The 12,186-nt window shown below is 71.8% G+C and carries 12 protein-coding genes; 6 read left to right on the top strand and 6 right to left on the bottom strand.

Annotated features, from left to right (window positions below; translation table 11 throughout):
* The first annotated feature begins 3 nt into the window (after window positions 1–3).
* Window positions 4–546 (top strand): arginine repressor, encoded by a 543-nt coding sequence (locus tag ACZ44S_RS07445; protein WP_190166363.1) that lies wholly within the window; start codon window positions 4–6, stop codon window positions 544–546.
* Window positions 547–822: 276 nt separating this feature from the next.
* Here the strand turns inward: ACZ44S_RS07445 and ACZ44S_RS07440 are convergent, their stop codons facing one another.
* From ACZ44S_RS07440 to ACZ44S_RS07415, 6 genes are all read right to left on the bottom strand, one after another.
* A complete protein-coding gene (locus ACZ44S_RS07440) occupies window positions 823–1,560 on the bottom strand; it encodes an FAD:protein FMN transferase (protein ID WP_466925962.1) in 738 nt (245 codons plus the stop codon).
* Window positions 1,561–1,615: 55 nt separating this feature from the next.
* Window positions 1,616–2,398, bottom strand: coding sequence for an FMN-binding protein (locus ACZ44S_RS07435; RefSeq protein ID WP_466925499.1), 783 nt, complete (start codon window positions 2,396–2,398; stop codon window positions 1,616–1,618).
* A 52-nt stretch (window positions 2,399–2,450) separates the two neighbouring features.
* Window positions 2,451–3,833, bottom strand: coding sequence for a ferredoxin reductase family protein (locus tag ACZ44S_RS07430; RefSeq protein WP_466925497.1), 1,383 nt, complete (start codon window positions 3,831–3,833; stop codon window positions 2,451–2,453).
* 74 nt (window positions 3,834–3,907) lie between these two features.
* The gene (locus tag ACZ44S_RS07425; RefSeq protein ID WP_466925495.1) at window positions 3,908–4,609 is read right to left on the bottom strand and encodes a L,D-transpeptidase family protein; all 702 of its coding nucleotides are present in this window, start codon (window positions 4,607–4,609) and stop codon (window positions 3,908–3,910) included.
* A 3-nt stretch (window positions 4,610–4,612) separates the two neighbouring features.
* On the bottom strand, window positions 4,613–5,200 hold the full coding sequence (locus ACZ44S_RS07420) for a pyridoxamine 5'-phosphate oxidase family protein (protein WP_466925492.1): 588 nt from the start codon (window positions 5,198–5,200) through the stop codon (window positions 4,613–4,615).
* Between the two features lie 132 nt (window positions 5,201–5,332).
* Window positions 5,333–5,782: a hypothetical protein gene (locus ACZ44S_RS07415; protein WP_466925490.1), complete on the bottom strand. Its 450-nt coding sequence runs from the start codon at window positions 5,780–5,782 to the stop codon at window positions 5,333–5,335.
* A 213-nt stretch (window positions 5,783–5,995) separates the two neighbouring features.
* On the opposite strand from ACZ44S_RS07415, the gene ACZ44S_RS07410 reads away from it, so the two are divergent.
* From ACZ44S_RS07410 to ACZ44S_RS07390, 5 genes are all read left to right on the top strand, one after another.
* A complete protein-coding gene (locus ACZ44S_RS07410) occupies window positions 5,996–7,189 on the top strand; it encodes an argininosuccinate synthase (protein ID WP_466925488.1) in 1,194 nt (397 codons plus the stop codon).
* A 110-nt stretch (window positions 7,190–7,299) separates the two neighbouring features.
* Window positions 7,300–8,733 (top strand): argininosuccinate lyase, encoded by a 1,434-nt coding sequence (gene argH, locus ACZ44S_RS07405; protein WP_466925486.1) that lies wholly within the window; start codon window positions 7,300–7,302, stop codon window positions 8,731–8,733.
* Window positions 8,734–8,929: 196 nt separating this feature from the next.
* Window positions 8,930–9,901, top strand: coding sequence for an aldo/keto reductase (locus ACZ44S_RS07400; RefSeq protein ID WP_466925484.1), 972 nt, complete (start codon window positions 8,930–8,932; stop codon window positions 9,899–9,901).
* Between the two features lie 86 nt (window positions 9,902–9,987).
* Window positions 9,988–10,557, top strand: coding sequence for a TetR/AcrR family transcriptional regulator (locus ACZ44S_RS07395; RefSeq protein ID WP_466925482.1), 570 nt, complete (start codon window positions 9,988–9,990; stop codon window positions 10,555–10,557).
* Entirely contained in the window at window positions 10,554–12,065 is a 1,512-nt protein-coding gene (locus ACZ44S_RS07390) for an MFS transporter (RefSeq protein ID WP_466925479.1), read from the top strand. Before ACZ44S_RS07395 ends, ACZ44S_RS07390 begins: the two co-directional genes overlap by 4 nt.
* Window positions 12,066–12,186: the final 121 nt, after the last annotated feature.

Raw genomic sequence — 12,186 nt, 5'->3', positions numbered from 1 at the left:
ACGATGAGCCAGGAGCAGGACCAGGGCCAGCACGCCGGACCTGCCGTGCCGCAGACGCGCACCGCACGCCACCGCAGGATCGTGGACATCCTCAACCGGCAGCCGGTGCGGTCGCAGAGCCAGCTGGCCAAGCTGCTCGCCGACGACGGGCTGAGCGTCACGCAGGCGACGCTGTCGCGGGACCTCGACGAGCTGAACGCGGTGAAGATCCGCAACAACGACGGCGACCTGATCTACGCGGTGCCGAGCGAGGGGGGTTTCCGCACCCCCCGGGCGCCGCTGGGGGAGTCGGCGAAGGAGGAGCGGATGCGGCGGCTCTCGCAGGAGCTGCTGATCTCCGCGGAGGCCTCGGCGAACCTGGTCGTGCTGCGCACCCCGCCGGGTGCGGCCCAGTTCCTGGCCTCGGCCATCGACCAGGCGGAACTCCACGACATCCTCGGCACGATCGCCGGTGACGACACGCTGCTGCTGATCAGCCGCGAGCCGACGGGGGGTCAGGCCCTGGCCGACCACTTGCTGCGACTGGCGTCACAGAACGGCCACTGAGCGCTCCGCGGGGGCGGGGAGGGGTGGCAGCGCGGCCGCGGCCCGTCGGTGGCCGATCGCGCAGTTCCCCGCGCCCCCAGGACGCTGAGCTGCGGGCAGCCGTGCCTCCCCCAGTGCCTTGAGGGCCTGGGAGGTACCCCCAGGGCGATGGGGGTACCCCCGCCCGAGCGCAGCCGAGGGTGGGGGAGAAGTCGAGAGTGGGGGAGGCGCCCGGCGAACGCCGCCGAGTGAAACGCCCCTCCCTCGGCTGAAGCACCGGTCAGCCAACCGTGCCGGTCAGCCCAGCCAACCCGCCAGGCCCCCCGTACACCGCACCTCGTCACCCGCGGTGATCAGCAGCCCCTCGACGTCCGGCAACGACTCCAGCCACCGCAACCCGTCCCGCGCCCCCATCGCGAACGCCGCCGTCGCCCAGCAGTCCGCCCACGTCAGCCGTGGCGCCACCACCGTCACCGCCACCAGATCCGTCACTGCCGACCGCCCCGTACGGGGATCGACGATGTGATCCCCCCGTTCGGCGGTCCCGGACGTCGCCACGGCCAGTTCGTCCGCCCCGGCCGCCGAGACGACCGCCGCCAGCCCGCCCGGCCGCAGTGGATCCGACACCCCCACCCGCCACGGCCGCCCCGCTCCCGGCGCCCCCAACAGCTGCACGTCGCCGCCGCCGTTGACACTCACCCCCGTCGCCCCCGCCGCGGCGAGCCGCCGCGCGGCCCGCTCCGTGGCCCAGCCCTTGACGATCCCGGTCGGGTCGAGCCTCCCCCGGTAGCGCGCGCTGAACCAGCCGTCGCTCACCCGCTCCGCCTCCGCCGCCAGCTCCAGCACCTCGGCGACCTCGGGATCGCACTCCCCGACGTGCAGTTCACCGCGCGCCAGCCGGGAGACCTGGCTGTCGTCGCGGTACGTGCTGAACACCTCGTCGACCCGGTGCAGCCCCGCGACCGCCTCCTCCAGGGCCGCGCGGACCACATCCGGTTCCCCGCCGCGGACGTCGAGGGAGAAGACGGTCCCCATCGTCTCCTCCGCATGACGTACCGCGGCGGGAGCCTCGGCCGGCTCGGCCACCGTGTCAGCCACCGGCCTTGTCCAGTGCCGACTGGAGCGACTGCTTGTACCCGGCGCTCGTGTACGTGGCACCCGACACCGCGTCGATCTCCGCGCTGCCGGCCGCCACCGCCGCCTGGTTGAGCTTCGGTACGGCGTTGGAGGTGACCTGGTCGCTCTGTCCGCCCTTGGGGGCCTGTACGGCCTCGGCCTTGGTGATCTTCCCGCCGCTGACGGTGACCCGGACCTGCACCGGCCCGTACTGCGTCTGCGCCGCGTCCCCGGTGACGGTGCGCGCCTGCGCCTCACCGGCGTTGCCGCCGCCCCCGCCGTCACCCGCGCCGGATTCCGGTGTCCCGGCCGCCCGCGCCTTGTCCAGCGCCGACTGGAGCGACTTCTTGTACCCCGCGCTCGTGTAGGTCGCCCCGGACACCGCGTCGATCTCCGCGCTCTGCGCCGCCACGGCCGCCTGGTTGAGCCTGGGTACGGCGTTGGAGGTGACCTGGTCGCTCTGTCCGCCCTTGGGGGCCTGCACGGCCTCGGCCTTGGTGATCTTCCCGCCGCTCACCGTCAGCCGGACCTGCACCGCGCCGTACTGGGTGCTCGCCGCGTCTCCGGTGACCGTGCCGTCGCCGATGGGCTGGGAACCACCCTGCGGCGACTGGGCCGCCGCGGGCGGGGCCGCGCCGCCCGCCGCCTCGGCCGAGCCCGGATCGGACGCCGGCTTGAGCGACAGCAGCAGCACGATCCCGGACACGGTGGCGGCGGTCGCGAGCACGGCGCGCCGGACGGGGTGACTCTTCCTCATCGCTTCTCAAGCTCCTGATGGGTGTGGATGACCCGGGTGGATGACCCGTCGCTCACATCTCGAACGACTCGTGGTGGATACGGCGGGCGGGGACCCCGGCGCCGCGCAGTGCGTCGTACACGGACTGGGCGAACCCGGGCGGCCCGCACATGAAGACGTCGTGGCGGTCGACGTCCGGGATCTTCCGTTGCAGGCTCTCCGCCGAGATGTCGGGGCGTTCCCCGTCGGGGCTGTTCACCGCGTACATCAGCCGCGCGCCCCGCTCGTCGGCGATCTTGGCCAGCTCGCTCCACAGCGCCAGGTCCTGGGTGCTGTTGGCCCGGTAGAGCAGGGTGATGTCACCGGCGGCGCCGGGCAGCGTCTCGAACAGTGCGCGCATCGGGGTGATGCCGACCCCGCCCGCGACCAGCAGCACCTTGCCGCGGCTGCGGCGCTGCGCGGTCAGCGCCCCGTAGGGGCCCTCGGCCCACACCCGGGTGCCGGGCTCCAGCTCGCGCAGCCGGGAGCTGTGGTCGCCGATCGCCTTCACGGTGATCCGCAGCATGTCGGGGCGGGGTGCCGCCGACAGCGAGTACGGGTGGGAGCTGAACCGCATCCCGGGCGCCAGGAACCGCCAGCGGAAGAACTGCCCGGCCTCCGCACCCATCCGGTGCAGCCTGCGCCCGCTGATCAGCACCGACACGATGCCCGGCGTCTCCTCGATGACCGCCGCGACCCGCATCCGGTGCCGCAGGTTGAGCCGCACCGGCGTGATGATCCGGTACCACAGGACCAGCGCGGTCACGACGCCGTAGAGCCCGTACCAGAACGTCTTCGCGGCGGGCTCGACGGCGAACTCGTTGCCGGTGGTGATCTGGTGCCAGAACGTCAGGAACACCGCCGCGTAGGTCAGCAGGTGCACGTGGTACCAGCCGTCGTACGGCAGCCGGCGCCGGACCGGGCCGACGGAGAGGAAGGCGATCAGGAACAGCAGACCGGTGCCGATGGCGGCCTTGCCCATGTCCGGCAGCGTGTTGACGGAGGTGATGGTCTGCCCGACGATGTCGCCGAGGCTCCTGCCCGCCTGACGGGCGTAGCCCCACATGATGAGGAAGACATGCGCGATGACCAGGCTGACGGTGTAGCGGCCGCTCATCGCGTGCCAGCGGGCGACCCGGTCCGAGCCCACCCGCCGCTCCAGGGCGGGCACCCGCGCCATCTGCAGCACCACCAGGGCCATCAGATAGCCGGCGAGCAGCCCGGTGATCCGGCCCGCGGCGATGATCTTCCCGGTGGTGTCCGCGATGGACGGTGTGTTGGTCCACCACAACCACAGCACGGCCACCGCACCCGCGCCCACGGCGAGCAGCAGGGGGACGGCGGGGGAGCGGCGCGGACGGATGCGGCGCATCGTCTGGCGGCGGGCGGCACGGCCGCCGGCGAGCGTGGTGGTCACGGTTCCTCCGTGGACTTGACCCTTGGCCCACAGATACGTGCCGCACCGCCTGCGCGTTCAGAGGAATTCCAGGTTCAGTACCGGGTGATCGCCGTGCGTCCGTCCGTCGTGCCGATCGCGAGGTGCGGGGCCCGCCCCGGATCGGCCCAGCGCAGGATCGTGCGCATCGTCTCCCTGGGCACGGACACGCACCCCGCCGTCGCCCCGCGCCCGTTGACGTGCAGGAAGATTCCGGCGCCCCGGCCGCGCACCGGACGGCGGTAGTTGAAGTCGACGACGAGGGCGTGGGCGTACTGCGCGCGGTAGGCGATCAGGTGCTCGGCCTCGGTGGCGCGGCAGTCGGCGGCCCGGGGCTCGGTCCAGCGGTTGTAGGAGCGTGAGCCGTTGTCCTGGCACCACCAGGAGTTCGGGCGGACGGGACGGTAGGTGTACGTCGTTCCGCGCGGGGCCGCCTCGATGCCGAAGGCGTAGGGCAGGCCGTACAGCCCGGTGGGTGTGGTGTGCGTACCCTGCCGCCGCGTCGCGCCCTCGGCCAGCCCGTTCGCCCCGAAGCGGGCCGGTGCGGAACCGGCCGCCACCCAGCGTCCGTCCCTGCGGTCCCACCAGGTGAGGGTGCCGGACGTCGAGCCGGTCGCCGGCGCCACGGCGGTGATGAGCTGGGTGCCGCCCCCGGTGTCCGCCATCCGGTCCGGCAGCGGCGCCGACGGGCCGCCGGCGCCGCTCGGCAGCAGGGACAGGGAGAGGAGGAGGGCTGCGGGGGCGACACCGGGGCTCATGGCTCAGACGGTGGACGGGGGGAGCGGCAACGGCAACCCGGGCAGTCCGTCCAGGCTGGTCGCGATGTGCTCCTTCTTGGTGAAGTACGCGTCGAGCGAGGCGTCGTCCTCCCGCGCGAACCGCTTCTCGTGCAGGTCGCGTTCCTTCTCGTACGCCATGAAGGGCACGGCGTACCCGCAGGTGTCGCGGATCAGCTCGGCCGTCACGACGACGACGGCGCGCAGGCCGTGCGGGGTGTGGTCGATGTCGGGGAAGCGGGCGACCAGCCCGGCGAAGCGGGGGTCGTCCCGGAAGACGGGCTCGCCGCGGCCGTGGACGCGCACGATGTTGGGGGGTCCCTGGAAGGCGCACCACATCAGGGTGATGCGGCCGTTCTCGCGCAGATGGGCGATGGTCTCGGCGTTGGAGCCGGCGAAGTCGAGGTAGGCCACGGTGAGCTCGTCGAGGACCACGAAGGATCCCTTCAGCCCTTTGGGGGAGAGATTGACCGTGCCGTCGGCGGACAGGGGGGCGGTGGCGGTGAAGAAGACCGGCTGTTCCTCGATGAACGTGCGGAGGCGGCCGTCGATGCGCTCATAGGTCTTTCCCATGTACGACGATTATGGGCGTAGGCCTTTCGTTTGTCTAAGGAATTGTCCGCGCGGACTCCCGGCCACGGGCCGCGCGGAAAGCGTGGCCGCCCCGGCCGGCGCATGCACGGGGCGGCCACAGCGCCTGTCAGCTCACTTGGTGAGCGTGCAGGCGGCCAGGGAGTCCAGGCCCGCGGGGCGTTCGGCGGTGCGGCCGATGGCGGTGGCGATGCGGTTGATGGCGGCGACGCGTTTGTCCTCCAGGGGGCCGAGGATGGCGTTCTGGACGAAGTTGGGTCCGCCTTGGCCGACGGTGTCGACGAGTCGCCGGTTGGCCTCGGTGATCTGCCGGTCGAGGTCGCCGAGGTTGCGGTCGACCTCGGCGCGGGCGGAGGCGGGGACGTCGGGAAGCCGCGGTGCCACCTCGGGGCAGGAGATCGTGCCCGGTCCCGCGAGCGTCCGGGCGTCCGGGTCGGCGCCGTCGCCGGAGGACTCGCCGGCGAGTGCCGTGCCGGCGATCACCGCGCCGGTCAGCGCCACCGCGGCGGCACCGCCGACGAGGCCGACGCGGCGCTTGTTGTACTTCGGAAGAGCCCTGGACATGCGAAAGCCTCACTCGGTCGGGGGTGTCTCGACTGGATCGACGCGGCGCCTGCGTCTGGTGAGGGGTACGGGAAAGCGGTTTCATCCGTTCAAGGCCGGCGTGATTCCCCCGCTCCGTGGCCGAAACCGCGGCTCCCGCGCGGGTGAATTGACGAATCATGCGGACTCCTGCATACTCATGCATATCAGCGAATGCACTGTGAGGAGAAACCCGTGACCGAGCGCGTCGTACTCGCCTACTCAGGCGGTCTGGACACCTCCGTCGCCATCGGCTGGATCGCCGAGGAGACGGGCGCCGAGGTCATCGCCGTTGCGGTCGACGTCGGCCAGGGCGGCGAGGACCTGGACGTCATCCGCAAGCGCGCCCTCGCATGCGGCGCCGTCGAGGCCGAGGTCGCGGACGCCAAGGACGAGTTCGCCGACGAGTACTGCCTCCCGGCGATCAAGGCCAACGCCCTCTACATGGACCGCTATCCGCTGGTCTCCGCGCTGTCCCGGCCGACGATCGTCAAGCACCTCGTCGCCGCCGCGCAGAAGCACGGCGCCACCACCGTCGCCCACGGCTGCACCGGCAAGGGCAACGACCAGGTCCGCTTCGAGGCCGGCATCGTGGCCCTCGCGCCCGACCTCAAGTGCATCGCCCCGGTCCGCGACTACGCGATGACCCGTGACAAGGCCATCGCCTTCTGCGAGGCCAAGGGCCTGCCGATCGCGACCACCAAGAAGTCCCCGTACTCCATCGACCAGAACGTCTTCGGACGCGCCGTCGAGACCGGCTTCCTCGAGGACATCTGGAACGCGCCGATCGAGGACGTGTACGAGTACACGCAGAACCCCGCCGTGGCGCGTGAGCCCGACGAGGTCGTCATCACCTTCAAGGAAGGTGTGCCGGTCGCCATCGACGGCAAGCCCGTCACCGTCCTCCAGGCGATCCAGCAGCTCAACGAGCGCGCCGGCGCCCAGGGCATCGGCCGGATCGACATGGTCGAGGACCGCCTCGTCGGCATCAAGTCCCGCGAGGTGTACGAGGCGCCCGGCGCCATCGCCCTGATCACGGCCCACCAGGAGCTGGAGAACGTCACCGTCGAGCGCGAGCTCGCCCGCTACAAGCGGCAGGTCGAGCAGCGCTGGGGCGAACTGGTCTACGACGGCCAGTGGTTCTCCCCGCTCAAGCGCGCCCTGGACGGCTTCATCGCCGAGGCGAACCAGCACGTCAACGGCGACATCCGGATGACCCTGCACGGCGGCCGCGCCGTCGTCACCGGCCGGCGTTCCGAGTCGTCGCTGTACGACTTCAACCTGGCGACGTACGACACGGGCGACACGTTCGACCAGGCCGCCGCCAAGGGGTTCATCGACATCTACAGTCTGTCGGCGAAGATCGCCGCGAAGCGGGATCTGGGCTGAGCGTTCCGATCGCGGCGCGGTGGAGCGGTGCGGGGCGGCTGTGGCCGGTCGCGCAGTTCCCCGCGCCCCCTCCGGGGCGCTTACATCACCATCTTCGAGGAGCACAGGTAGTGAGCAGCAACAGCGGTGACGTACGGCTCTGGGGCGGCCGTTTCGCCGACGGTCCCGCCGAGGCCCTGGCGAAGCTGTCCGCGTCCGTCCACTTCGACTGGCGGCTCGCGCCCTACGACATCGCCGGCTCGCGAGCCCACGCCCGCGTGCTGCACCAGGCGGGCCTGCTCACCGAGGACGAGCTCACCCGCATGATCGACGGTCTCGACCGGCTCGAAGCGGACGTCGCCGACGGCTCCTTCACCGGCACCATCGCCGACGAGGACGTCCACACCGCCCTCGAGCGCGGCCTGCTGGAGCGGCTCGGACCCGACCTCGGCGGCAAGCTGCGCGCCGGCCGGTCCCGCAACGACCAGGTGGCCACTCTCTTCCGCATGTACCTGCGGGACCACGCCCGCGTCATCGGCGGCCTGATCGCCGACCTCCAGGACGCGCTGACCGGCCTCGCCGAGGCGCACCCGGACGCGGCCATGCCCGGCCGCACCCACCTCCAACACGCCCAGCCGGTGCTCTTCGCCCACCATGTGCTCGCCCACGTCCAGGCGCTGTCCCGGGACGCCGAGCGGCTGCGCCAGTGGGACGAGCGCACGGCGGTGTCGCCGTACGGTTCCGGGGCGCTCGCGGGCAGCAGCCTCGGCCTGGACCCGGAGGCGGTCGCCAAGGACCTCGGCTTCGAGCACGGCAGTGCCGCCAACTCCATCGACGGCACCGCCTCCCGGGACTTCGTCGCCGAGTTCGCCTTCATCACCGCGATGATCGGCGTGAACGTCTCCCGGATCGCCGAGGAGGTCATCATCTGGAACACGAAGGAGTTCTCCTTCGTGACCCTGCACGACGCCTTCTCCACCGGCTCGTCGATCATGCCGCAGAAGAAGAACCCGGACATCGCCGAGCTGGCGCGCGGCAAGTCCGGCCGGCTCATCGGCAACCTGACCGGCCTGATGGCGACGCTCAAGGCGCTTCCGCTCGCGTACAACCGCGACCTCCAGGAGGACAAGGAGCCGGTCTTCGACTCCATCGACCAGCTGGAGATCCTGCTCCCGGCCTTCACCGGCATGATGGCCACCCTCACCGTGCACCGCGAGCGGATGGAGGAACTGGCCCCGGCCGGCTTCTCCCTCGCCACCGACATCGCCGAGTGGCTGGTCAAGCAGGGCGTGCCGTTCCGCGTCGCCCACGAGGTGGCCGGCGAGTGCGTCAAGGTCGCCGAGTCCGAGGGCAAGGAACTGGACGACCTGACCGACGAGCAGTTCGCCAAGATCTCCGCCCACCTGACCCCGGAGGTGCGCACGGTCCTCAACGTCCCGGGTGCCCTCGCCTCCCGCGACGGCAGGGGCGGTACGGCCCCGAGCGCGGTCGCGGTCCAGCTGGCCGAGGTGAAGGCGGACGTGGCGGCCCAGCACGCCTGGGCAAGGGCGAAGAACCAGAGCTGACGAACTCCCTCAGGGGCAGCCGACCGCAGGGGCGCGGGGCTGTGTCGATGTGCGGCTCCGCCGCGTGGGCGCGACAGGCCGCAGGGCACCCGCGCTCGCGAAACAACCGAACGAACCGAGCCCTTGGGCGGACCCGAGCGCACCACGGGTTACGTTGGTCGGAACGCAGATCCGGTCCCGACCAACGGAGCCCGCGATGCCCTTCGCCCGACTGGCAACAGCGACGACCCCCACCTGCCACATCGGCCTCGGCCTCGCCGCGGTCGGCCGCCCCGGCTACATCAACCTCGGCCGGGACGACGACCTCGGAGACAACCGCAGCGTCGAGGCGCTGCGCACCCGCACCCACGAACTCCTCGACGCCGCCTACGCCCAGGGCGTGCGCTACTTCGACGCCGCCCGCTCCTACGGCCGCTCCGAGGAGTTCCTGGCCGACTGGCTGAAGAAGCGGACCGACGCCGACGACGTCGTCATCGGCAGCAAATGGGGCTACACCTACACCGCCGACTGGTCCACCGACGCCGAGCGGCACGAGGTCAAGGACCACTCGCTCGCCGCGTTCGAGCGTCAGCGCGCCGAGTCCGAGGCGCTGCTCGGGGACCGGCTCGACCTCTACCAGATCCACTCGGTGACCCCGGACAGCCCGGCCCTCACCGACAAGGAGCTGCACGCCCGCCTCGCGGAGGCCGCGGACCGGGGACTCACCGTCGGCTTCTCCACCAGCGGCCCGGCCCAGGCGGACGCCATCCGCGCCGCCCTCGCCGTCACGGTCGACGGCGAACCCCTCTTCCGTACCGTGCAGTCCACCTACAACGTGCTGGAGACCTCTGCCGGACCCGCGCTGGCCGAGGCACACGACGCCGGACTCACGGTGATCGTCAAGGAGGGCATGGCCAACGGCCGGCTGTCCTCGCCGAACGCCCCCGAGGCCCTGCGCGCCGTCGCCGACGAGACCGGCCTGGGCCCCGACGCCGTCGCCCTCGCGGTGATCCTGCGGCAGCAGTGGGCCGGCGTCGTCCTCTCGGGAGCGGCGACCACCACCCAGCTCGCCGGCAACCTGCACGCCGCCGTCGTCGACCTCACCGAGGAGCAGACGTCGCGCCTCGCCGCCCTGTCCGAGGAGCCGGAGGCCTACTGGGAGCGGCGCGGACAGTTGCCCTGGCACTGAGCCACCGCACCACGGAAGCACCACCTTCATGAGACATGTGAGACGTGCATGAGACGTTGATGTCTCATATGCGGTACTGTCGTCTCATGGCTGTCGATCGTGACCACGTGCTGCGCAGCGCCGCCGCCCTGCTGACCCGCAAATCCACCGCGACCATGGACGAGGTCGCCAGGGCCGCCGGGATCAGCCGCGCCACCCTGCACCGGCAGTTCGCCGGGCGGGACGCGCTGGTACGGGCGCTGGAGGCGCTCGGCATCGCGGAGTGCGAAGCCGCCCTGGAGGCGGCCCGGCCCGACGAGGGACCCGCCACCGATGCCGTGCGCCGCCTGGTCGCCGAGGTCGAACCGCACGCCGGTCTGCTCGCCTTCCTCTACAGCGAGAACCAGCTGTTCGAGGGCGAGGAACAGAACCAGGGCTGGGCCGCGATCGACGAGCGCATCGCCGACCTGTTCCGGCGCGGCCAGGCGAGCGGCGAGTTCCGCATCGACCTCACCCCGGCGTGGCTCACCGAGGCCCTCTACGGACTGCTCGCCTCCGCCGCCTGGGCGGTCGCCGAGGGCCGTGTCGCCCCCAAGGACTTCACCCACATGATCGTCGAGCTGCTGCTCGGCGGTGTACGACGCCAGGGCGACCCGGCGCGAAGGAAGGAATCATGACCAGCGTCCTGCGGCCCGGGACACCGGCCGAGGAGACGAAGCGCCCGGGCCGGTGGCTCGCGCTCTCCGTCCTGGTGCTCGCCGTGCTGCTGGTGGCCGTCGACGCCACCGTCCTCGGTCTGGCCACCCCGTACATCAGCGAGGACCTCGCTCCCACCGGCAGCCAGTTGCTGTGGATCGGTGACGTCTACTCGTTCGTCATCGCCGGCCTGCTCGTCTCCATGGGCAGCCTCGGCGACCGCATCGGCCGCAAGCGGATCCTGCTCTACGGCGCCACCGCCTTCGGCGCGATATCCGTGCTCAACGCCTACGCCCACACGCCCGAACTGATGATCTTCGCCCGGGCCCTGCTCGGTGTCGCCGGAGCGACCCTGATGCCGGCCACCCTGGCGCTGATCCGCAACCTCTTCCACGACCCCCGCGAGCGCAGCCTCGCCATCGGCATCTGGGGCGCGACCGCCTCCGCGGGCACCGCCGTCGGGCCGATCCTTGGCGGCTTCCTCCTCGAGCACTTCTGGTGGGGCTCGGTCTTCCTGATCAACCTGCCGGTGATGGCCGTCCTGGTGGCCGTCGGCATCAAGCTGCTCCCCGAGTCCCGCACCCCGGACCCCGGACCGTGGGACCTGATCAGCGTGGTCCTGTCCCTGGTCGGCATGGTCGGCGTCGTCTACGCGGTGAAGGAGGCCGCGAGCCATGGCTTCGGCTGGTCCGTACCGGCCGCCGGGCTGCTGGGCGCGGCCGCGCTCCACGGATTCGTCCGTCGTCAGCTCAGCCTGCCGGCCCCGCTGCTGGACATGCGGCTGTTCCGCCATCGCGGGTTCAGCGGTGCCGTACTGGCCGATCTGCTCACCATTCTCGGCCTGTCCGGGCTCGTGTTCTTCCTGTCGCAGTACCTGCAACTTGTCCAGGGACGACGCCCGTTCGAGGCGGGGCTGGCCGAACTGCCCGCCGCGATCGGCGCGGTGGCGGCCGGACTGGTCGCGGGGCGGGTCGCGCGGCGGTTCTCGGTGCGCTCGGTCGTCGCCGGGGGACTGGCCGCCATCGGTCTGGCGCTGGCCGCGCTGACGGTGATCGGACAGTCCACCGGCTACCCCCTGCTCGGGGCGGCCCTGCTGGTGGTCGGTGCGGGCGCCGGCTTCTCCTTCACGGTGACCGCCGACGTGATCCTCTCCAGCGTGCCCCAGGAACAGGCGGGCGCGGCCTCCGCCGTCTCCGAGACGGCGTACGAACTGGGCGCGGCCCTCGGCATCGCCGTACTCGGCTCCATCGTGACCGGTGTGTACCGCGGCTTCGGCGGACCGCCGGGCACCCCGGCGGAGGCCCACGAGTCGCTGGGCGGCGCGGTGGAGGCGGCGTCCCGGCTGCCCGCGGGCGTCGCCGAGCCGATGCTGGACGCGGCCCGCCAGTCCTTCGTCGAGGGCCTCACCCTCGCCGCGGGCGTGGGGGCAACGGTCCTGCTGGCAGCGTCGGTCGCCTCTTGGTTCATGCTCCGCGACCAGCGGATCTAGAAGCGGGCACCTGAAGGCAACGTCTGGACCACGAACCCAAGGGGCGCGGGGAACTGCGCGATCAACCACAGATCACCCGCACCCGACAGGCAACCCAAGCCCTTCCGTACCCCGTGCCGAG

The sequence above is a fragment of the Streptomyces malachitofuscus genome (assembly GCF_055571035.1).
The sequence above is the reverse complement of the archived record's forward strand: the minus strand, read 5'-3'. Positions and strand labels throughout refer to the sequence as shown.